We start from the raw sequence: 21,881 nt of genomic DNA, 5'->3' as shown, positions 1-21,881 counted from the left end.
AAATCCCCTAAATTCCCACCAAGACATTTAGGGGATTTCTCATGAGCACCTTCTTCCGGCAAACCGCACAAGCCATGATTGCCAAACACATCGACCGCTTCCCACTATTGAAGTTGGATCAAGTGATTGATTGGCAGCAGATCGAGCAATACCTGAATCGTCAAAAAACCCGTTACGTCCGAGACCACCGCGGCCGTCCCGCCTATTCCCTGTTGTCCATGTTCAAAGCCGTCCTGCTCGGACAATGGCACAGCCTCTCCGATCCCGAACTCGAACACAGCCTCATCACCCGCATCGATTTCAACCTGTTTTGCCGTTTTGACGAACTGAGCATCCCCGATTACAGCACCTTATGCCGCTACCGCAACTGGCGGCGCAAGACGACACCCTGTCCGAATTGCTGGAACTGATTAACTGCCAACAGACCGAAAAAGGCCTAAAAATAGAGAAAGCATCTGCCGCCGTCATTGACGCCACCATTATTCAGACCGCCGGCAGCAAACAGCGTCAAGCCATAGAAGTCGATGAAGAAGGACAAGTCAGCGGCCAAACCACACCGAGTAAGGACAAAGATGCCCGCTGGACAAAGAAAAACGGCCTCTACAGACTCGGTTACAAACAACATACCCGTACCGATGAGGAAGGCTATATCGAGAAACTGCACATCACCCCCGCCAATACCCATGAGTGCAACCACCTGTCGCCTTTGTTGGAAGGTATAGCCGACGGTACGACCGTCTATGCCGACAAAGGCTACGACAGTAAGGAAAACCGGCAACATCTGAAAGAGCATCGGTTGCTGGACGGCATTATGCGCAAAGCCCACCGCAACCGATATTTGTCGAAGACCCGTTATGTGGTCGAACAAAGCTTCGGTACGCTGCACCGTAAATTCCGCTACGCCCGGGCAGCCTATTTCGGACTGATTAAAGTGAGTGCGCAAAGCCATCTGAAGGCGATGTGTTTGAACCTGTTGAAAGCGACCAACAGGCTAAGTGTGCCTGTTGCCGCCTAAAAGGCGGCCCGGATGCCTGATTATCAGGTATCCGGGGAGGATTAAGGGGGTATTTGGCATGAAAATAGCCGAAAACCTGTGTTTGGGTTTTGCCGGAGGAAGGGCTTTTTTGCAAAGGTCTCAATATGTATATGCAAGAAAGCCTGAACAAATTGTTCAGGCTTTTTAAATTTGGCTCCCCGACCTGGGCTCGAACCAGGGACCTGCGGATTAACAGTCCGTCGCTCTACCGACTGAGCTATCGGGGAATGGGGCGTATTATATAGCCCTGAAAAAAAGTGTCAACTAAAATTTTAACTGACGAAACGGCAGCATTTCAAATATTTGAATGGTAAGTATATTATTTTGACTTTATCCCATTAATATTTTGTGCTGATCAATTTTCCGTTTTTAAATACTTGCTGCTGCATGACGTTGCCGTTGTAGGTATATACGGTTAATGAACCGTCATACGGCGTGGCGCGGAATTGTAGCAGCCGTTCGCGGGGCAGGGGATAGGGATCGGTGCGTTTCCTGCTGTTGTCGCTGTAGAAATCCTGTACCAGATATTCCTTATTGTGCCTGCTGATTAATTGCCGATAATAACCTCCCTTGACGGGGCTGTCGGCAGGGATGCCCTGCGCGTCAAAATAAGTAACGATTTGTTCCTCGATAATATCGATGCCGCCGTTGTTTTTAGGGATACGGTTTTCCCTTTTGCTGATGCCGACGGGGATATTGACAGAGGTACCTAATCCGATATGGCTGCCTATACCTGTTCCCAAGCCCAGGCCTACCGACATGCGGGGCGAGTCTGCAGTGCAGGCGGTCAGGATGAAGGCGGATAGCGATAACGCGGTGGCAATAGGTTTCATAAGATAATCCTCATGGGTTGAATATCCATATAAAACAATTATATATTATAGAGTGGCATAGGTAGAAAATATCGGCGGCTAGACAGCCGCCGATATTTTTTATGAAGCCAAGATGCGTGGGAAAAGGATTTCGTTTTCCAAGTGGATATGTTCTTCCAAATCGTCCGACAGTTCTTGTGCCAACGCGTACAACCTTTGCTGGTCTTTATCGGCGTTTTGCGGCGGAGTGAAATGGTTGGTCAGGGTTTTCAACTGCGCCAGTGCACGGTCGTGTTCTTCGTGTTCGTGCATCATGACATTAACCGGCATGGCGGCACGGCTGCCCAAGCCTTGTTTTGCCATCGGGAACAACATACGTTCTTCCTTCATCATGTGCATCAGCAGCTCGTTTTGGATGTATTCGAGCAGTTCCGGCAGTTCGGCGGGGAAGCCGTCGGGCGAGGTTGAGGCGATTTTGTGCGCCAAGGGGACAAGCTCTTCAAGTTGTGCGCGGTGGGTATTGTGATAGCGGCTGATGACATGGTCTATCACGGTATTTACGGGGGAAACTTCCCAAACGGTCAAATCGGTCATGGCGGTATTCCTGAATTTAGTCGCTTTCAGACGACGTTTAAGGTTTGTGGTAAAGATTGATATTGTATGAATGTATTCGAAGCATACACCCCGCGCGGGCGGATGTACAGTTTTCGGCCTTGTTTCACGCAATACTTATAACCAATTTTTCTTTGCCGGAAACAAACCATTCTTTCCGTTTTTCAGACGACCCCGTTAAAGTGGCAGCATCTTCTTTTTCCCTTCCGAGCAACCATGTTATTACTCAAAACGCCCAGCGTACTGCCCGGCTTCAAAATCAGCCTCGGCCTGACCGTATTGTGCCTGTCGCTTCTGGTGGTTTTGCCGTTTGCGATGATGGCGGCGAAGGCGGCGGAAATCGGCTGGGGCGGCTTTTGGAACACGATTGCCGAGCCGAACGTGTTGGCGGCGGTGTGGCTGAGTTTGCGGATGTCGTTTTATGCGATGCTGACCAATGTCGTGTTCGGCACGCTGGTGGCGTGGGTGTTGGTGCGCTATGAATTTCCGCTCAAGGGGCTGGTGAACGCGCTGGTCGATTTGCCGTTTGCGCTGCCGACGGCGGTTACGGGCATCGCGTTGGCGACCCTGTATGCGCCCAACGGTTGGATAGGCCGTTTTTTCGAGCCTTTGGGCATCAAAATCGCGTTTACGCCCGTCGGTATTTGGATTGCGCTGGTCGTCGTCAGCCTGCCCTTTATCGTCCGCGCCGTGCAGCCGGTATTGGAGGAATTGTCGGGCGAATATGAGGAAGCGGCGGCAACATTGGGGGCAAACCGCTTCACGACGTTCCGCCGCGTGCTGCTGCCGGAAATCACGCCAGCGCTCTTAACCGGCGCGGGCATGATGTTCGCGCGGGCAACGGGGGAATACGGCTCGGTGATTTTTATCGCGGGCAACATTCCGATGGTTTCCGAAATCCTGCCGCTGATTATTACGGGCAAGCTGGAACAGTTCGACGTACAGGGCGCGTCGGCGGTGGCGTTGTTTATGCTGCTGGTTTCGTTTGTGATTCTGTTTGCGCTGAACGTGATGCAGTGGGCGTTGAGCAGGCGTTCGGGAGCGAAGGGTTGAGGGGTCGTCTGAAAACCTGAACTACGCTGTTGCCGTCATTCCCGCGCAGGCGGGAATCCACCGCACGGCAACAGAAAAACCAAAAATAAATAAGGCAGCCGAACTTTACCGATGGATTCCCGCCTGCGCGGGAATGACGGCAGCTAGACTTTTTTATTTCTCTTTTAACATAAAAGATAAAAGGTCGTCTGAAAACGAATCCGCTCCCCAAAACACAGTTTTTCAGACGACCTCCAAACATCTTAAAACCAACCAGAGAACACCACCGCCATGAAACCCTATTCCGCCAATCCCAACCTGACCGAACCGCGCTGGCTGCGCGTGTTGCTGACCGCTGTCGCGCTGGGGTTCCTGCTGCTGATGCTGGTCGTACCGCTTGCCGCCGTGTTTTACGAAGCGCTGAAAGGCGGTTGGGATTTGTACCTGCAATCCCTTACCGACCCCGAAGCGTGGGCGGCGATCAAGCTCACCCTGATTACCGCTGCGGTGGTCGTTCCCGTCAATGCCGTCTTGGGCGTGGCGATGGCGTGGCTGCTGACCCGTTTCGACTTCCGCGGCAAGCAGTTGCTGACCACCCTGCTCGATTTGCCGTTTTCCGTATCGCCCGTGGTTGCCGGTTTGATGTTCGTCTTATTGTTCGGCGCGCACACAGCGTTGGGCGGCTGGCTCGAAGCGCAAGGCATACAGATTATCTTCGCCATCCCCGGCATTATTTTGGCGACGCTGTTCGTTACCTTCCCCTTTGTCGCGCGCGAAATCATCCCGCTGATGCAGGCGCAGGGCGACAGTGAAGAACAGGCCGCGCTGATTCTCGGCGCAAGCGGCTGGCAGATGTTTTGGCGCGTTACCCTGCCCAACATCAAATGGGCGCTGCTCTACGGCATCATCCTCACCAACGCCCGCGCGATGGGCGAGTTCGGCGCGGTCAGCGTAGTATCGGGACACATACGCGGCGAAACCAACACCATCCCGCTTTTGGTCGAAATCTTCTACAACGAATACAACTTCACCGGCGCATTCGCCCTCTCCGGCGTATTGGCACTTTTAGCACTGGCGACGCTGGCGGTGCAGAACATCATCACAAAATTACAAGATAAAAAACTCGCCGCCGCCGAAAGGAACGCAGCATGAGCATCACCATCCAAAACCTAAACAAACACTTCGGTAATTTCCACGCGCTGAAAAACATCAACCTCAACGTTCCCACCGGCAAACTCGTTTCCCTGCTCGGCCCATCCGGCTGCGGCAAAACCACGCTCCTACGCATCATCGCCGGACTGGAAAACGCCGACGGCGGCAATATTCTCTTTGACGGGCAAGACGTAACCGCCAAGCATGTACGCGAGCGCAAAGTCGGCTTCGTGTTCCAACACTACGCCCTCTTCCGCCACATGAACGTGTTTGACAACGTCGCCTTCGGTTTGACCGTATTGCCCAAGTCCGAACGCCCGTCCAAAGAACAAATCCGCACCAAAGTCGAAGAATTGCTCAAACTCGTGCAGCTCTCCCACCTCGCCAAATCCTATCCGCACCAACTCTCCGGCGGCCAACGCCAACGCATCGCCCTCGCCCGCGCCCTCGCCGTCGAACCCAAACTCCTACTCCTGGACGAACCCTTCGGTGCGCTGGATGCCAAAGTACGCAAAGAATTGCGTACCTGGCTGCGCGACATCCATCACAACCTGGGCGTAACCAGCATTCTGGTTACACACGACCAAGAAGAAGCCCTTGAGGTTTCCGACGAGATCGTCGTCATGAACCACGGCAAAATCGAACAAACCGGCAGCGCCGAAGCCATCTACCGCAAACCCGAAAACGCCTTTGTTACCGAATTCCTCGGCGAAACTGACGCCTTCGAAGGCAGAATCGAAAAAGGCATCTGGCACTACAACGGCTTCGCGTGGAAATTGGACGCGCAATACAAATGGCAGGAACAAACCGCCACCGGCTACATCCGCCCGCACGAATGGCAAATCGCCGCCGAACACGAAACCCCGATGATCCGCGCCGAAATCGAAAAAATCCACGCCGTCGGCGCACTGACGCACGTTTTGGTGAAACACGGCAAACAGGATGTACATATCACGCTGGCAGGCAGCGACGCGTCAAGGCTGGATTTGTCCGCAGGGCGCGAATTGTCATTGGTGCCGAAACAGGTTTATGTGTTCTCGCAGAACGAGTTGATTGAATATTCGATTTGATGGGGAAAAAAGCAAAGGTCGTCTGAAAAAAGATTTCAGACGACCTTTTGTTTATGGGGCTGACGTTTAGTCGAAATGCAGCGATTTTTTAAAGTCCATTCGCGATAAACCTTGCCTCAGACGACCTTTCGCCATCTATCCATAAAGTGTTTCCCTGACTTCAACCAAAGCCGCCAACGCTGAGGCAGTATTTACCGTTTCGGGCAGGTTGGAAGCGTCGAACGCTGTTTCGACTTCCGCCATCAGTCGTTCTGCTTTTTCCAGCAGGTTTCCGTAGGAAGATTCGCCGCGTTTGATGGCGAGCAGTTCGTCGCGGTTGGGGCGGCGCGGGCGGATTTCGCCGTGGCGGGCGATGTCGCGGGCGGTTTCGAGCAGGCGGAAGGTGTGCATCATGTTTTTGGCGTCGTAGCCTTGTCCGTGTGCCTGCGTGCCTTGGTAGCGCGTTTCGTTGCGTTCCGCCAGCCATTGCTGATAGGAGGCGTATTCGCGGCAGTAGCTGCTGTATCCGTCTTGGTTGAAGGAGAGATAGGCAAGCGGGGTTTCGCCTTCGGGAACGGAGCTGAGGGAGAGGTTGGTGGCTTCGGGTTTGAGCGCGACGCCGTGGTAGCCGCGCGTGCCGTCGGGGTCGTAAAACAGGGCGTAGAGTTCGCGGGCGTGGGCGATTTTGACCAAACCGACGCGCCGCTGCTCCATTCCGCGTTGCGAAAGCCAGTGCCGCAACGGCACGGTTTGCGCGCCTTCTACGATGTGGCAGAAATCGAGCACGCTTTTCTTTTCAGACGGCATCGGGTTGCTGATTTTCTTGTTCAGCCCGCGTGCTTTTTTGATTTGCCCGTAGGCGTATCCGGCGAAACTCTGGCGGCAGGCTTTGGACACAAACCATTCGGTTTTGAACGCGTCCATCAGCGGCGAACGGTAGCGCACGCAGTCGGGCGGGGAGGCGAGCAGCTCCAGCGTGTTCGGGTTGCTTTGCAGCAAAAGCTCGATAAACCGCCCAAGTTCGTAATAAACGATGTCGTTGGTTTCGTTGCTGATTTGCGGGATGTATTCCATGCCGTAAAACATCGATTTGGGCAGGTAAAACACGCCTTTGATGTCGGTATCGGATTCGGGCGTTGCCAAACCGTAGGCGCGGCTGCCGGAAACGGCTTCGAGCAGAAGCAGGTTTTGTGTGTGCAAGTCTTCGATGGTGAGCATTTTCAGACGGCCTTACGGATAAACCGCTGCCAAAGTTTCGCGGAACAATTCATTCAGTGGCGCGCTGTCGGCGGCTTGGGCGGCAGGGGCGGATAATTCGGAAACTTCGTTATATAAATCAACCGTCAGGCGTTGCAATTCGGGTGACAGCGTATGCAGGTAACTTTCATCCTGTTCCGCCTTGATTGCCACTAAATCGGCGATTTGGGCGGCGCAGTCCGTTTGCCATTCGCTCATCAGTTCCGCCAGCGTCATTGGCGGAATCCCGCCTTGTTTCACCGCCCACCGTGCCGCGAGTAGCGGACGCAGGACGTAAAACCATTTTTTCAGTTTGACGGGTTGCGCCAAATCCATGTTTCTCAAAGCGTTGCCTGCAATGCCGCGATAATGGTGCAGCAGCGCGGCAGCCTGCACATATTGCGGCGCAAGCGCGTTCAGACGACCTGTGAATGTATCGTCCTGCGTATAAACCATCGGCGAACGCAGCCATTCGAGCAGCGTGGCATTGCTTTTCCGCAGCAAACGCAACGCCTTGCGGATGTCCCAGCCGCCGACGTCAAACCATTGGTTTTCGATAAACTCAAAGGTGTCTTTCGCTTCGTCGATTTGCAGATAATATTCCTGCGGGCGGATATAAATGGCGCGCACGTCGTAATCGCTGTCGGGCGAGGCAAAACCCCATGCGCGGCTGCCGCTCTCTACCGCCAACAGAAAATGCAGCGGCTCGGTATGGGCGATGTGGGTGAGTTTTTCTTGAATCGTTTGTTTCATGATGTTTCTTTTAATAGAGGTCGTCTGAAAACCTAAAAAACAGGTTTTCAGACGACCTTTGCTTTTTGATGGATGGCGGGTTCGGTCGAATCAGTCTTTCAACCTGAATTCCGCCGCGCGCGCGTGGGCGGTCAGGCTTTCGCCGTGTGCCAACACGCTGGCGATTTTACCCAGTTTCTGCGCGCCTTGTTCGGAGACTTGGATCAGGCTGGAGCGTTTTTGGAAGTCGTAAGTGCCCAGTGGCGAGGAGAAGCGGGCGGTGCGGCTGGTGGGCAGGACGTGGTTGGGGCCGGCGCAGTAGTCGCCGAGACTTTCGCTGGTGTAGCGTCCCATGAAAATCGCGCCGGCGTGGCGGATTTTTTTCGCCCATTCCTGCGGGTTTTCTACCGACAATTCCAAGTGTTCGGGGGAAATGTAGTTGGCGATTTCGCAGGCTTCGTCCAAGTCTTTGGCGAGTATCATCGCGCCCCTGTTGCCGAGCGAGGCTTCGATGATGTCGCGGCGGGGCATGGTTTCGATGAGGCGGTTCATGGCGGCTTGGACTTCGTCGAGATAGGGCTGCGACGTGCCGATGAGGATGGCTTGGGCGATTTCGTCGTGTTCGGCTTGGCTGAACAAATCCATCGCCACCCAGTCGGCGGGCGTGGTGCCGTCGGCGATAACGAGGATTTCAGACGGCCCCGCCACCATGTCGATGCCGACTACGCCGAACACGCGGCGTTTGGCGGCGGCGACGAAAGCGTTGCCCGGGCCGGTGATTTTATCGACCTGCGGTACGGACTCGGTGCCGTGGGCGAGGGCGGCAACCGCCTGCGCGCCGCCGACGGTGAAGACTTTGGTGACGCCCGCGACGAAGGCGGCGGCAAGTACGATGTCGTTGCGTTCGCCTTTGGGCGTGGGGACGACCATGATGATTTCTTTCACGCCGGCGACATGGGCGGGCATGGCGTTCATGATGACGGAACTCGGATACGCTGCTTTGCCGCCGGGGACGTAAATGCCGACGCGGTCGAGCGGTGTAATCTGTTGTCCCAACAGCGTGCCGTCTTCGTCTTCGTAGGTCCACGATTCCATTTTTTGGCGTTGGTGGTAGCTTTCGACGCGTGCGGCGGCGGTTTTCAAGGCCGTCTGAATTTCGGGCTGCAAACGCTCAAACGCGGCCTGCAAGTCGTCTTGAGTGAGGATGAGGTCGGCTATGGTTTGGGCGGATGTGCCGTCGAAGCGGTTGGTGTATTCGATGAGCGCCGCATCACCACGTTTTTGCACGTCGGTGCAGATGTCGGCGACGATGCGGTCGATTTCGGGATTCTGCGCGGTCTCAAAGGCCAGCAGGGCTTTGAGTTCGGCTTGGAAATCGGGCGATTGGGTGTTGAGTTTTTTCATGATTTGGGATTCTCCTTTGTTATTTTGGGACTTGGGGTCGTCTGAAGCATCTCTTGCTCGGTTTTGGGTCTGATATAAGCCTTTTCACCCCTGCTGGCAAACTTCAATTCGGGCAGGCATTTTTGTTGTAAACCGAGTTTGGCTAATACGTCTTCGCTGTGCGAGATGGTATGGAAGCGGTAACGGGTTTGTGGTCTGCCGTTTTTGCTTTCCCCAACCATTGTTTCAAAGCCGTCCACTTCGTATGCGCTGACAACAGCGTTTTGCAGGCCGGTGTGAACGCCGATAACGTATTTCACTTTGGAGGCGGCATCTTTATTGAGCCACCAATTGCCTAAGGTACGCGATTTAAGGTTTGCATCGTCTTGGTTGTCGAAACGGTAGTCTAATTCTTCGTTAGTGTCTAAATCGAAAGCATCGTGGATTTTGACGGCGAGAACCAGCCCGTCAGGGTTAATCTCGTTAAGCGGGAGAGAAGAGAATCCGAAGCGGCGATCCAGTTTTTCTACGCTAATACCACCCGGACCATGTCCAGCAATTTTATTTTTGAGTTTTTTACCCAAGACAGATTTAACAAAATGAATTAAGGCAGATTCGGCGGCTAGCGCTTCGGCTTCAGTCAGATGATAGCTGATGATATAGCGACCGAGTTTCTTGCATTTGGAAATGGCTTTGAGTTTCCGATCGACAATCTCGCCGGAGACTGGGTCTTGTGAACGACTAGCAACCCATTCATGCTCGAAGATACGATTACCGCAGCCTTTGCCGATGTAGAGGATTTTGTCTTTTTTCATGTCGGTCAGGCAATAGACGTAAAACCGACGTTCGCCGTTATTCAAAACGGACAGGGTTGAATCTGAAAATTTTTTTATTTTTGCAACCATTTTAAATTCTCCTATACAGTTTACTGCCGGTGGTATTTTCAGACGACCTGTCGGCGGGAGCGGCTAAGGTCGTCTGAAAACGCATCTTCATTCAAATGAACGCTCACCCCGCCTTCGCTGCGCTGCCGAACGCCTGAATAATCGGCTCCAGCAGCGCGTGTTTCGTTTTCAATGCGGCTTTGTTGACCACCAGACGGCTGGAAATATCGACAACGTGTTCGACCGCTTCCAAGCCGTTTGCCTTAAGCGTGTTGCCGGTGGAGACCAAATCGACGATGGCGTCGCTCAAACCGACCAGCGGTGCAAGCTCCATCGAGCCGTAGAGTTTGATGATGTCGACGTGGACGCCTTTGCCGGCGAAATGCTCGGCGGCGATGTTGGGGTATTTCGTCGCGATACGCAGGCGGCTGCCGGGCTGCGAGGTGGCGGCGTAGTCGAAACCTTTGCGGACGGCGACCATCATGCGGCATTCGGCGATGTGCAAATCCAGCGGCTGATAAAGCCCGCTGCCGCCGTGTTCGATTAAAACGTCTTTGCCCGCGATGCCGAAGTCTGCCGCACCGTATTGGACGTAAGTCGGCACGTCGGTGGCGCGGACGATGACGAGGCGGATGTTTTCATGGTTGGTGCCGATAATCAGTTTGCGCGATTTTTCGGGCGCTTCGGAGGGAACAATGCCCGCCGCCGCCAAAAGCGGCAGCGTTTCTTCAAAGATGCGCCCTTTGGACAGGGCAATGGTCAGCGTGTTTTCAGTCATTGTTGTTGTGTACCGTCAGACTTCGAACCTGTATCAAGCAGGCGGTCTGACTTTCTCCACTAATGTTTCAGATGGGAAAAAGGTCGTCTGAAAACCGCGACCGGCATTCAGACGACCCCATGTGGATCAAAGCAGTTTTTTGATGTCGGCGGCAATAGTTGCCGGCTCGCTGCCGTAAGGTGAGAAAATCGCCACTTCGCCGTTTTTATCAATCAGATACGCGCCGGAAGAGTGGTCAACCAGATAGTTCTCGCTGTCTTCCTTCTGAACCACTTTGGAGGAAACCACGCGGTATTGCTGTTTGATGACCGGCAGGCTTTGGTCGCCTGTCGCAGTCAGACCGATAAATTCAGGATTGAACTGCTTGACGTATTTGCTGATGACTTCAGGCGTGTCGCGCTCGGGGTCGATGCTGACGAACACTACTTTCACATCTTTCGCCTGATCGCCCAATTGTTTCAATGTGTCGCTGTAAGTCAGCAATTCGGTCGGACAAACGTCGGGGCAGTGGGTGTAGCCGAAGGACAGGATCACGACTTTGCCTTTCAGGTCGCTTAAGCTGAACGGCTTGCCGTCGCCGTCGGTCAGCGTGAAATCGCCGCCGATGTCTTCTTTACGCATATCCGTTCCCGGACCTTGCGGTTTAGGAGCGGCAGCAGCATTAAGCGAGGTCGTCGTTTCAGGAGAAGAAGCAGGCGTTGCGGCTGGGGCGGACGCTGTTGAAGAAGCAGCTGAAGCAGGCGCTGGGTTTTGCTCCGGCGTTTTGGCTTCAGGTTTGCAGGCAGCAAGTGCGGTAAGGGCGAATGCGCCCAAAATGGCGGTACGGATTGTAGTAGGCATCATAAAAATTCTCCAATGCAAATATGGTGTGTGAACGTCGTCTGAAAATAAAAAATGAGACGAACGCCGTCATCTTAGCGCGTTTGCAACATTTAATATAGCGGTTTATGCCGTTTTTCGGCTGAAAATGAATGATGTTTGATATAAGTGGAAAGAGTAGGACGCGTCGGGAACAAAATAAAATAAATTTAATGTTTTTAAAAATCAAAAATATAAGTAGTATATCTGCAAACAAAGCAAGATTTTGCTTTACAAGCCCGAATACGTCGCTATAATAGCGACTTCTTCACCAGCCCAGGTGGCGAAATTGGTAGACGCAGGGGACTCAAAATCCCCCGCCGCAAGGTGTGTCGGTTCGAGTCCGACCCTGGGCACCACAAAAAACCGCTTATCAGCGGTTATTTTTTTGCCTGTCGAAAGCTCATATTAGAAATCAACATTTTGATTAATCAGGATTTTTTTGTTTTTTTCATGTTTTTGATATTTGGAGACCTTTGCAAAAACCCTTCCTTCGATATCCGAAACCCAAACACAGGTTTTCGGCCATTTCCTTCCCCCCAATACCTCCTGATTTTACCCAAATACCCCCTTAATCCTCCCCGGATACCCGATAATCAGGCATCCGGACCGCCTTTTAGGCGGCAACAGACACACTTAGCCTGTTGGCCGCTTTCAACAGGTTCAAACACATCGCCTTCAGATGGCTTTGCGCACTCACTTTAATCAACCCGAAATAGGCTGCCCAGGCGTAGCGGAATTTACGGTGCAGCGTACCGAAGCTTTGTTCGACCACATAACGGGTCTTCGACAAATATCGGTTACGTTTGGTTTGCGCTTCCGTCAGCGGACGGTTACGCTGGGCTTTGCGCATAATGCCGTCCAGCAACTGATGGTCTTTCAGGTGTTGCCGGTTTTCCTTACTGTCGTAGCCTTTGTCGGCATAGACGGTCGTATCTTTGGCTATACCTTCCAGCAAAGGCAACAGGTGGTTGCACTCATGGGTATTGGCGGGAGTGATGTACAGTTTCTCGATATAGCCTTCCTCATCGGTACGGGTATGTTGTTTGTAACCGAGTCTGTAGAGGCCGTTTTTCTTTGTCCAGCGGGCATCTTTGTCCTTACTCGGTGTGGTTTGGCCGCTGACTTGTCCTTCTTCATCGACTTCTATGGCTTGACGCTGTTTGCTGCCGGCGGTCTGAATAATGGTGGCGTCAATGACGGCGGCGGATGCTTTCTCTACTTTTAGGCCTTTTTCGGTCAGTTGGCGGTTAATCAGTTCCAGCAATTCGGACAGGGTGTCGTCTTGCGCCAGCCAGTTGCGGTAGCGGCATAAGGTGCTGTAATCGGGGATGCTCAGTTCGTCAAAACGGCAAAACAGGTTGAAGTTGATGCGGGTGATGAGGCTGTGTTCGAGTTCGGGATCGGAGAGGCTGTGCCATTGTCCGAGCAGGACGGCTTTGAACATGGACAACAGGGAATAGGCGGGACGGCCGCGGTGGTCTCGGACGTAACGGGTTTTTTGACGATTCAGGTATTGCTCGATCGGCTGCCAATCAATCACCTGATCCAACTTCAATAGTGGGAAGCGGTCGATGTGTTTGGCAATCATGGCTTGTGCGGTTTGCCGGAAGAAGGTGCTCATGAGAAATCCCCTAAATGTCTTGGGTGGGAATTTAGGGGATTTTGGGGAATTTTGCAAAGGTCTCATATTGTGTTCAATCGGTGGAAAATAAAAGTCCTCCTATCATCTAAAGCATTAAGATTTGCCTGATTGCTCCTTTCAGACGACCTTCCTATAATCTGTTTTTCTTTTTTATAAAGAGGCAATAAATCATGAATATTACCGAAATCGTCCGCCAACGATACAGCACCAAATCTTTCGACCCGTCCAAAAAAATCGCTGCCGAAGACTTCGCCCATATCGAAGCCGCCCTGCGCAACAGCCCCTCCAGCGTCAATATGCAGCCGTGGCACTTTATCATCGCCGATGACGAAGCGGGCAAAGCGCGCATTGCCAAATCCACCGAAAAACTCCCTTACAACACCCCGAAAATTACTCATGCCTCCCACGTCGTCGTTTTCGCCGCCCGCGTTTGTGCCGACGATGATTATGTCGCCGCCGTATTGGCACAAGAGGACAAAGACGGACGTTTCGCCACAGAAGAAGCCAAGCAGGCAGGCGATTCCACCCGCCGCCTGTTCTTGGGCATCCACCGCAACCAATTCCAAGATGAAGAGCAATGGCTTGCCAAACAAGTCTATCTCAACATGGGCTTCACCCTGCTCGCCGCTGCCGCAACAGGCATTGACGCCGTGCCGATGGAAGGCGTCGATTTGCAGGTTTTGAATGAGGAATTCGGTTTGACGGAAAAAGGCTACAAAGCCGTCGCCGTCGTCTCCTTCGGCTACCGTGCCGCGGACGATTTCAACGCCGCTTTACCCAAATCACGTTTTGAAAGCGAAGCCATCTTCACCAAAATCTGAAAAAAATGATGAAACGGCAAAAGGTCGTCTGAAACCTGAACTGGCGCCCAAATCTTGGACACTCATAAAAGCCTATTCAGGCGCTCTGTGCAAGCTGGGTTCTGTATGCGACAGGACTCAGCTTTTTCAATTTCAAACTGCAACGTTCCCAGTTGTAGTAATCCATATAGTCATCTATCTGCTTCATCAATTCATCTACCGTCAATTCACCTGCGTTATAGAAACACTCCGTCTTCAACACCGCAAAGAAGCTTTCCATCGGTGCATTGTCCCAGCAGTTCGCCTTACGCGACATGCTTTGAACCATGGAATGCTCCGCAAGCAATTCCCTATACCCCGCCGTACGGTACAGCACACCTTGGTCGGAATGCAGCATTGTTCCCTTATCAGTCAGACGGGGTGCGGCTTTTTCGAGCATTTCCTTCACCATTTCGCTGTTAGCATTGCGGCTCATGGCGTAGGCGACGATTTCTCGGTTGAACAAGTCCAAGATTGGCGAGAGGTACAGTTTGCCGTCGCTCCCTTTGAGTTCGGTCACGTCGGTCAGCCATTTTTCGTTGGGCTTTCGGGCTGTGAACCGGCGTTTGAGGAGGTGTTCCGATATTTCGCCCATGGCGGGATGGCGGTAGGCTTTTTTCGCCCGTATTTTGGCTTTCAGCCCCATCTGTTTCATCAACCGCGCTGCTTTTTTGCGGTTCCAATCCAATGCTGCGGCAATGCGCCTTTGCCCGTAGCGTCCTTTATGCCGCCGGTAGGTTTCGACAAGGAGGGCTTTGTCGGCTGCGTCGGGGTCGGGTCGGTCTTGGTGATGGTAGTAAAAGCTGCTTTTGGGCAGGTTTGCGATGTGCAGCAGGTATTTGAGCGGGTGTTGCGCCCTCAGTGTTTGGACGGTTTGGCTTTGTCCTTTGCGGTCTGCTTTTGGCTGAGGGCTTTTAACTCCTTTAGGTAGGCGACCTCTGCGCGCATATAGCACAACTCTTCGATAAGCTCTGCCTGTGTTTTTTCTTGGTCGGGTTTATCTGCGATGAAGGGGTTTTTGCGGTGTTGGGGCATGGTTTTGGATTGGGGATGTTCGAGTCCGCCGATACCGCCTTCCTGATAGGCGCGTATCCATCGCCGCAGGTGGGTTCGGGAAATGCCGTAATGATCTGCGGTACGCTATTGGCTGCGTATGTGCAGGTAGTGGAGTACGGCTTGGTATTTGAAGTGTAATGTATATTTGCTCATAAAAAAACTGCACCTTGCGAGTTGGAGGGGATGTGTCCAACTTTTGGGGTGCAGTTCAACCTTCAGATAGTGGGTTTCAGACGACCTTTTTGCGTCATCACATCCTGTTTCGGTATAATTCGCGTTCCAATATCCGGCTAAAAACCGTTCAGACTTGCCCGTGAATACATCATCGAAACCTTCTCTACCCTATCTTGCCTCGTGCGCCAGCCTGATTTTTCTGATCCTTCTTTCCTTGTCTTGGGAATTGTGGATTGCGCCTTTGCGCGACGGCGGTTCATGGCTTGCCCTCAAAGCCCTGCCTTTATGCCTGCCGCTGGGCGGCATACTCAAGGGCCGTATTTATACTTATCAATACAGCTCCATGCTGATTCTGATTTATTTTGCCGAAGCGGTCATGCGCCTGTTTGACGCTTCACCTGCCGAACGTCTGTGCGCCGCATTGTCGCTTAGCTCCTGCATAATTTTCTTTATCGCCTGCCTCGCATTTATCAAACAACACAAAAAAGAGGGGAAATGATGTTTGCCCGTACCGCATATCATATTAAGAATGAATGGAATGTCCGCCTGCTGCCTTTATGGATTTGTTTTATCTGGGTTTGCGCCGTCCCTTTCCTGTCGATTTACCGCGTAGGCCCGCTGCCGAGCTTCTACCTTGAAGCCGGGTCCCTCTTGGGTGCGACAATTTTAGTTTTGGCTTCGGCATATAAAGGCCTGCTCAATATCCGCCTGCCTTATGTATCTGTCGGACTGTTGCTGATGGCGGCATATTGGGCGATACAGCCACGGGCAATGGGTTTGCTGTATCCAGGAATGAGCGACTTGGCGGCATGGACTTTCGTCATCCTCGCCCTATCTGCCTGGGCCTGTCGCGGCTGGATTTCCGCTTACGGGCAGGATCGAGTTGTTACCGTATTCGCATGGTCGTTGTTTTTTGGTGCAGCTGCGCAGGCTGTCGTGGCGTTTATGCAGTTCAAAGGATGGTCGGACATTTCCCTGTTTCACGGCATATTGGCTTACGGCGGCGGAACGGTAAACGGTCAGCTCGGACAACGCAACCATCTGGGCCATTATCTGATGTGGGGCGTACTTGCCGCATCCTATTTGTGGGCAACGCGGAAAATGCCCGACTGGCTGGGATTGGTTTGCGTATTTCTGCTGACTGCCGTCTTGGGTTTGGTCAACTCGCGCACTATCTTGGGCTACATCATCGCCATCGTATTGATTCTGCCTTTTTGGTACTGGCGGGCAGGCCGCGAATCGGCACGCTTAATTAAAATCTTCTTTTTCGCAGCGGTATTGGCTGCGGTTTTTCAGTTCGGCATGGGGGCATTGCTTGATTTACTGGGCAACAGCCGTTACGAAACCGCCATAGAACGCGCCGGTCATAGTGATTTTGAAGGTTCTGCACGCCAAATCGAATGGCGGAATGCTTGGACCGCCTTTACCCGCTCCCCAATCTTCGGACACGGCTGGAACAGCTTCGGCAGCCTGAGTTTCCTGTTAAATGCGGAAAAACAGTACTTTGCCAATAACATTCTCGGCGTTTTGTTCACCCACTGCCACAACCTTATCCTGCAAATCCTTGCCGAAATGGGGCTGACAGGTGCATTATTGAGCGCGGGAACCATGCTGGCGGGCGTTTGGCGTTTGATTACCCGTCCGTCTAATCCTGCCAACCTGTTCCTACTGACCGCCGCAAGCGTAACCATGTGCCACAGCATGCTCGAATACCCGCTTTGGTACATCTACTTCCTGACTCCGTTCGCCCTCATGCTTTCGCTCTCAAGCGCGCGTTTTGAAGATGTATCCGACGGAATCAAACAAGCCCGCCGCCGCAATTTGGCAGGCGGTATCGCCGCATTGGCCATTATCGGCGGCACGCTGCACTTAGGCTGGAACTACACCGACCTGACCGCTTACAGCCGTCAACCCAAAACCGACGACCCGTCTCAAGTCAACGCCAAAATTTCCGGACTGCGCCGCATTTCCGAAACCAGTCCCATGCTGGCCTATTATGCCGACCTGAGCCTGACCCGCCGTGCCGATCCGGCCGATGAAAAAGTCCAACCTTGGGCGCAAAAAGCGGCATTCGACGCACTCACCTACCGCCCTTACAGCAATGCCTACCAGGTCGGCCTCTACCTCTACCGTCAAGGTAAAACCAAAGAAGGCGCGCAATGGATGCAAGACATGTATTATTACTATCCTTACACGATGCCGTTTTACACCGGCAAAATCCGCAGCAGAAAGGAATTCGAACCGCTTCTGCCCCAAATTTTGGAAGATTGCCGCAATTTCTTGAAATCTCCAAAACACAAAACCGCCAAACCTTGCGCGGCGGAAATAGCGGCATCGTAAACAACCAAGGTCGTCTGAAATATTTTCAGACGACCTTTTACTATCAATCCCAATAAACAGCCGGCCTACCATTTCCCACTGGCAAGAGAAACCATATTCGGACATAGCGATTGAAAGATGTTTTAAGGTCGTCTGAAACATTTTCAGACGACCTTAAACCCATCTCTCTCCGTTACTATTCCATCCCTAAAACAGATGCGGTAAAACAACCGTCATCAGCCGATAAGCCCATATCCTGTCGATCCAAATAAAAATACCTGTACCGATATTCACGCGCAGGTATTTTCTATTTCAATCCACTATATAATCCCGTTTATTATCCACCGCCCTACTCCCGCCATGTTCTACCTCTACCAATCCAACCGCCTTGAATCGCTAGCCGCCCTGTTTGCCGGAATCCAAAGGGTCAGGCCGCTTGAGTCTGCTTTGGCGGCGGAACAGATTGTGGTGCAGAGTCAGGGGATGCGGCGTTATTTGAGTGTTTATCTGGCGCGCGAACTGGGGGTGGCGGCGAATTTGCAATTCAGTCTGCCGGCGGGTTTGACGTGGCAGTTGATGCAGAAACTGATCCCCGATATTCCTGCGCTCAGTCCGTTTTCGCCGGAGGTAATGCGCTGGCGGCTTTTGGATTTGTTCCGTAGCGAGCGTTTTCAGACGACCTCTGAGTTTGAAAACGTACGCGCCGTTTTGCAAAGTTATTTGGGCAGCGGCGAGTCGGCGGATTATCAGTTGGCGGGGCAGTTGGCGGATATTTTCGACCAGTATCTGGTGTACCGACCGCAGTGGATTGATGCCTGGCAGGAAGGCAAACTTCTGGGGCTGGGCGACGACGAGGTCTGGCAGGCGCAGCTTTGGCGCTATTTGGACGACGGCAACCAATCCGCGCCGCACCGTGTGGCGTTGTGGGAAAAGCTGCTGTCGTCTTTGGATAAGGCGCACCTGCCCGAGCGGTTTTTCGTGTTCGGCATTTCGACGATGGCGCCGATGTATTTGCAGCTTTTGCAGAAAATTTCGGAACATTGCGATGTGTTTGTGTTCGCGCTCAATCCGAGCGGCCAGTATTGGGGCAATGTGATTGAGGCGGCGCAGCTTTTGAAGGGCGGCGACGAGGCGGATTTGTCGCAGACGGGGCATCCGCTGTTGGCGTCGTTGGGCAAGCAGGGGCGTGATTTTTTTGATTTTCTGACGGAAATCGGCTTGGAGGAACAGCCCGTGTTTGAAGAGGTTTCAGACGACACGCTGCTGCACTGCCTGCAAAACGACATTCAAAACCTGCGGATGCCGTCTGAACACAGCCGCGCGGATTTGCTGGACGACGGCTCCGTCCGTATCGTGTCGGCACACAGCCCTCTGCGCGAATTGCAGATTTTGAAAGACAAGCTGTTGCGGATTCTGCACGAACATCCCGACTGGCAGCCGCACGATATTGCCGTTTTGACGCCGAACATCGAACCATACAGCCCGTTTATCGAAGCGGTGTTCGGGCAGGCGCAGGGCGGGGCGCAGGCTTTGCCGTATTCGGTGTCGGACGTGAAACTCAGCCGCCGCCAGCCGCTGCTTTACGCGCTGGAGCAGACGCTGGATTTGCTGGAAAGCCGGTTTGAAGTCGATAAAGTGCTGCCGCTGTTGGAAAGCGGTTTGGTGCTGCGCCGTTTCGGGCTGACGGCGGACGATTTGCCGCTGCTGCACGACACCATTGCCGAATTGAACGTGCATTGGGGGTTGGACGGAACGATGCGCGGCGCGGCGGACAATCTGTTCACCTGGCAGCAGGCGTTGGAACGCATCGTGTTGGGCTGGATGCTGCCTGACGACGGCAGCCCGCTCTGGCAAAACGTCAGCGCGTGGCACGGTGATGTCAACCGCCTCGATGTGTTCGGCCGCCTTGCCGCCTTCATCCGCACACTGTCACGCCTCGCCGCCGAGTGGCGCAAACCCGCAGCGGCGGAGGAATGGACGGAATGCTGCCGCGATTTGGTGCAGTCATTGTTTCTGCCCGACGCCGACGACCAATACGCCTTGCAGCAGTTTGAGCAGGCGTTGGCAAAATGGCAGGAAGAAACCGCGTTGGCAGGCTTTTGCGGTACTTTGCCGCAACACACGGTCATCCACCACATCCGCCGCTTTTTAGGCAGCGAAAGCCAAGCGGGCTTCCTGCGCGGCGGCATCACCTTTTGCAGCATGGTGCCGATGAGGAGCCTGCCGTTTAAAGTCATCTGCCTGTTGGGGCTGAACGACGGCGATTTCCCGCGCAATACCAAAGCCGCAGTATTCGACCTGATTGCCAAACACCCGCAAAAAGGCGACCGCGCCCGCCGCGACGACGACCGCTACCTCTTCCTCGAAGCCATCATCAGCGCGCGCGACATCCTTTATCTCTCCTACGTCGGCCGCAGCATCCGCAACGACGACGAACTCGCCCCGTCCGCCCTCGTCAGCGAACTCATCGACACCGTCGCCGCCATGACCGGACGGCGCAGCAAAGAGCTGGCGGAACACTGGGTCGAGCAACATCCCCTGCAACCGTTCTCCCACCGCTATTTCATCGCAGACAACATTTCAGACGACCTCTTCAGCACGCGGCAAGACTACGCCGAAGCCCTCAACCGCCCGCGCGAACAGGCGCGTCCGTTTTTCAGCGAAGCCCTCGAAGAAAACAGCCCCGCACCGACCGTCTGGCAGGACGACTTTATCCGCTTCTGGAAAAATCCCGTCAAAGCATGGCTGCAACAAACCCTAGGCTGGCGCGAACCCTACCGCGACGAAGCATGGGAATCCGCCGAACCCTTTGAGCCGCAACGCGCCGACAAAATTGCCGCCGCCTATCTCGACGCCCGCCGCCACAACCAAGACTTTCAAGAAACCGCCGTCCGCCTCGACGCCGAAAGCCTGTTGCCCGCCGGCGAATTGGGTAAATTGTGGCAGCAGAATTTCCAAGCCGCCGCCAAACGCATAGACGGCGAATTGCTGCAAAGCCCCAAACTGCCGCCCTTCGCCTACGAAATCCAGTTCGACGGGCAAACCCTGCAAGGCAGCCTCGGCAACCTGTACCAATGCGGCCAAGTGTTCTACCTCGACCGCAAACCCAACGCCCCGCAGCGCATCGCCCTCTTGCTCGAACATTTAATCTTTTGCTCGGTAGAGTCGGCAGTAGGGTCGTCTGAAACCGAAACCCGCCAAACCCATATCGTTCAGCCCGAAGAAACAATGATTTATCCCGAAATATCCAGCAGCCACGCGCAACAAATGCTGCAAAAATGGCTGACGTTCTTCAACCTCGGACAAACGCGCCCGCTGCCTTTCTTCGCCAAAACCAGCCTCGCCACCGCCGAAGCCTACGGCAAAAAACAGAGCTGGGAAGATGCCCTGAACAAAGCCAAGGAAAGCTATCACGGCAACAAAGTCAGCAAAGGGCAAAAAGACTATACCGAAGTCGCCCTAGTGTTCGGCAACGAAGACACCGAGCCGGTGGAAGGGGCGTTGTTCCAAAGATTGGTGGAAGAGCTGTTGATACCGCTGCTGGACGCGGTCAAGGAAGAATCGTCCGATGCGGCATAGAAGCCGCAAATCGGAAGAGGTCGTCTGAAAACGTGAATTCATCGTTTCAGACGACCTCTTCCCCGGTAAACCTGTTTTTAAAACCCTCACTTCCGCCGTCATTCACCAAACTGGAATCCATTGGAAATTCGAAAAGGAGATGTTTCAAAAACAGTTGCCGAAATATAGTGGATTAAATTTAAACCAGTACGGCGTTGCCTCGCCTTGCCATACTATCTGTACTGTCTGCGGCTTCGTCGCCTTGTCCTGATTTTTGTTAATCCACTATACAACCGAACCTTTGCAAAAATCCCTTTTCCCCAGCAACCGAAAACCCATATTTGGGTTTAGGCTGTCAGAGAAAGAAGAATTTTGCAAAGATCGGCCTTTGCTTCAACTGAATTCAAACCTTTCTATATTGACTTTATATTTTGCATTTCACGTTTTTTGCCGGTTTCATTTTAAACCGACGGCCCAATTCACATATTGCAATCAAATTTTCTTCTTTCGTCTGTTTAAATCCAATTAAATCTTCCCTCTTCCCTGCTAATCAAATTCAAATTCAGACCCGCTTTATCTTTTCAGCCATATTTATCATATGCGTTTGAGTTATCTCCTAAAACAAGAATCTGCTTTATTCTTTAATAAATGAAATTTATTATCAAAATATTTGTAAAGTTTAATAATATGTTATAAAGTAACGGACTTCGTTTCTGAGGTAACTAT

The 21,881-nt window shown here is 53.0% G+C and carries 19 protein-coding genes, 2 tRNA genes and 1 pseudogene; 10 read left to right on the top strand and 12 right to left on the bottom strand.

Going from position 1 to position 21,881, the window contains the following annotated elements; all coding sequences use genetic code 11:
• The first annotated feature begins 41 nt into the window (after positions 1 to 41).
• Positions 42 to 1,015, top strand: a pseudogene (locus tag J7445_RS01710) (IS5 family transposase).
• 172 nt (positions 1,016 to 1,187) lie between these two features.
• Here J7445_RS01710 and J7445_RS01705 read toward each other — a convergent pair.
• The 3 genes from J7445_RS01705 to J7445_RS01695 all read right to left on the bottom strand — a co-directional run bounded on the left by J7445_RS01705 (position 1,188) and on the right by J7445_RS01695 (position 2,442).
• A tRNA-Asn gene (locus tag J7445_RS01705) sits at positions 1,188 to 1,263 on the bottom strand.
• Positions 1,264 to 1,374: 111 nt separating this feature from the next.
• A complete protein-coding gene (locus J7445_RS01700) occupies positions 1,375 to 1,869 on the bottom strand; it encodes a NemA protein (RefSeq protein ID WP_070654384.1) in 495 nt (164 codons plus the stop codon).
• Positions 1,870 to 1,968: 99 nt separating this feature from the next.
• The gene (locus tag J7445_RS01695) at positions 1,969 to 2,442 is read right to left on the bottom strand and encodes a hemerythrin domain-containing protein (RefSeq protein WP_070442847.1); all 474 of its coding nucleotides are present in this window, start codon (positions 2,440 to 2,442) and stop codon (positions 1,969 to 1,971) included.
• A 234-nt stretch (positions 2,443 to 2,676) separates the two neighbouring features.
• Here J7445_RS01695 and cysT point away from each other — a divergent pair, with 234 nt between their 5' ends.
• The 3 genes from cysT to J7445_RS01680 all read left to right on the top strand — a co-directional run bounded on the left by cysT (position 2,677) and on the right by J7445_RS01680 (position 5,714).
• Positions 2,677 to 3,513: a sulfate ABC transporter permease subunit CysT gene (gene cysT / locus J7445_RS01690; RefSeq protein WP_003759178.1), complete on the top strand. Its 837-nt coding sequence runs from the start codon at positions 2,677 to 2,679 to the stop codon at positions 3,511 to 3,513.
• Between the two features lie 270 nt (positions 3,514 to 3,783).
• A complete protein-coding gene (gene cysW / locus J7445_RS01685; protein ID WP_070654383.1) occupies positions 3,784 to 4,644 on the top strand; it encodes a sulfate ABC transporter permease subunit CysW in 861 nt (286 codons plus the stop codon).
• Positions 4,641 to 5,714, top strand: coding sequence for a sulfate/molybdate ABC transporter ATP-binding protein (locus J7445_RS01680; RefSeq protein ID WP_070654382.1), 1,074 nt, complete (start codon positions 4,641 to 4,643; stop codon positions 5,712 to 5,714). Before cysW ends, J7445_RS01680 begins: the two co-directional genes overlap by 4 nt.
• Before the next feature lie 135 nt (positions 5,715 to 5,849).
• Here J7445_RS01680 and J7445_RS01675 read toward each other — a convergent pair whose 3' ends face one another.
• From J7445_RS01675 to J7445_RS01650, 6 genes are all read right to left on the bottom strand, one after another.
• Positions 5,850 to 6,911 (bottom strand): DNA polymerase beta superfamily protein, encoded by a 1,062-nt coding sequence (locus J7445_RS01675; protein ID WP_070654381.1) that lies wholly within the window; start codon positions 6,909 to 6,911, stop codon positions 5,850 to 5,852.
• 12 nt (positions 6,912 to 6,923) lie between these two features.
• Positions 6,924 to 7,682, bottom strand: a complete 759-nt coding sequence (locus tag J7445_RS01670; RefSeq protein WP_070654380.1) for a nucleotidyltransferase domain-containing protein — start codon at positions 7,680 to 7,682, stop codon at positions 6,924 to 6,926.
• Between the two features lie 90 nt (positions 7,683 to 7,772).
• Positions 7,773 to 9,065, bottom strand: a complete 1,293-nt coding sequence (gene hisD / locus J7445_RS01665; RefSeq protein ID WP_070654379.1) for a histidinol dehydrogenase — start codon at positions 9,063 to 9,065, stop codon at positions 7,773 to 7,775.
• Entirely contained in the window at positions 9,062 to 9,949 is an 888-nt protein-coding gene (locus J7445_RS01660) for an LEM-3-like GIY-YIG domain-containing protein (protein ID WP_070654378.1), read from the bottom strand. The genes hisD and J7445_RS01660 overlap by 4 nt, the downstream gene beginning before the upstream one ends.
• 103 nt (positions 9,950 to 10,052) lie before the next feature.
• Positions 10,053 to 10,706: an ATP phosphoribosyltransferase gene (gene hisG, locus J7445_RS01655; RefSeq protein WP_070654377.1), complete on the bottom strand. Its 654-nt coding sequence runs from the start codon at positions 10,704 to 10,706 to the stop codon at positions 10,053 to 10,055.
• Positions 10,707 to 10,832: 126 nt separating this feature from the next.
• Complete coding sequence (locus J7445_RS01650; RefSeq protein WP_083310328.1) at positions 10,833 to 11,549, bottom strand: SCO family protein; 717 nt, start codon at positions 11,547 to 11,549, stop codon at positions 10,833 to 10,835.
• A gap of 289 nt (positions 11,550 to 11,838) precedes the next feature.
• On the opposite strand from J7445_RS01650, the gene J7445_RS01645 reads away from it, so the two are divergent.
• A tRNA-Leu gene (locus tag J7445_RS01645) sits at positions 11,839 to 11,923 on the top strand.
• Between the two features lie 257 nt (positions 11,924 to 12,180).
• Here J7445_RS01645 and J7445_RS01640 read toward each other — a convergent pair.
• Positions 12,181 to 13,188, bottom strand: a complete 1,008-nt coding sequence (locus tag J7445_RS01640; RefSeq protein ID WP_209283108.1) for an IS5 family transposase — start codon at positions 13,186 to 13,188, stop codon at positions 12,181 to 12,183.
• A gap of 191 nt (positions 13,189 to 13,379) precedes the next feature.
• On the opposite strand from J7445_RS01640, the gene nfsB reads away from it, so the two are divergent.
• Complete coding sequence (nfsB, locus tag J7445_RS01635) at positions 13,380 to 14,030, top strand: oxygen-insensitive NAD(P)H nitroreductase (RefSeq protein WP_070655135.1); 651 nt, start codon at positions 13,380 to 13,382, stop codon at positions 14,028 to 14,030.
• A gap of 76 nt (positions 14,031 to 14,106) precedes the next feature.
• On the opposite strand, the gene J7445_RS01630 is transcribed toward nfsB, so the two are convergent.
• The gene (locus J7445_RS01630) at positions 14,107 to 15,003 is read right to left on the bottom strand and encodes an IS3 family transposase (RefSeq protein ID WP_209283107.1); all 897 of its coding nucleotides are present in this window, start codon (positions 15,001 to 15,003) and stop codon (positions 14,107 to 14,109) included.
• Positions 14,907 to 15,152 (bottom strand): hypothetical protein, encoded by a 246-nt coding sequence (locus J7445_RS12115; protein WP_244969536.1) that lies wholly within the window; start codon positions 15,150 to 15,152, stop codon positions 14,907 to 14,909. The genes J7445_RS01630 and J7445_RS12115 overlap by 97 nt, the downstream gene beginning before the upstream one ends.
• Between J7445_RS12115 and J7445_RS12110 the strand changes: the two genes are divergently transcribed.
• The 4 genes from J7445_RS12110 (at position 15,099) to recC (ending at position 21,176) form a co-directional block, all read left to right on the top strand.
• Entirely contained in the window at positions 15,099 to 15,242 is a 144-nt protein-coding gene (locus tag J7445_RS12110) for a hypothetical protein (protein ID WP_244969496.1), read from the top strand. The two genes, J7445_RS12115 and J7445_RS12110, sit on opposite strands and share 54 nt — an antisense overlap.
• Positions 15,243 to 15,417: 175 nt before the next feature.
• Complete coding sequence (locus J7445_RS01620; protein WP_070655751.1) at positions 15,418 to 15,777, top strand: DUF2069 domain-containing protein; 360 nt, start codon at positions 15,418 to 15,420, stop codon at positions 15,775 to 15,777.
• Entirely contained in the window at positions 15,777 to 17,618 is a 1,842-nt protein-coding gene (locus J7445_RS01615) for a PglL family O-oligosaccharyltransferase (protein WP_083310420.1), read from the top strand. The genes J7445_RS01620 and J7445_RS01615 overlap by 1 nt, the downstream gene beginning before the upstream one ends.
• A gap of 339 nt (positions 17,619 to 17,957) precedes the next feature.
• Positions 17,958 to 21,176: an exodeoxyribonuclease V subunit gamma gene (recC, locus tag J7445_RS01610; protein ID WP_070655738.1), complete on the top strand. Its 3,219-nt coding sequence runs from the start codon at positions 17,958 to 17,960 to the stop codon at positions 21,174 to 21,176.
• Positions 21,177 to 21,881: the final 705 nt, after the last annotated feature.

Origin of the sequence: Neisseria sicca (assembly GCF_017753665.1) — a bacterium.
GTDB classification, from domain to species: Bacteria; Pseudomonadota; Gammaproteobacteria; order Burkholderiales; family Neisseriaceae; genus Neisseria; species Neisseria flava.
The sequence above is the reverse complement of the archived record's forward strand: the minus strand, read 5'-3'. Positions and strand labels throughout refer to the sequence as shown.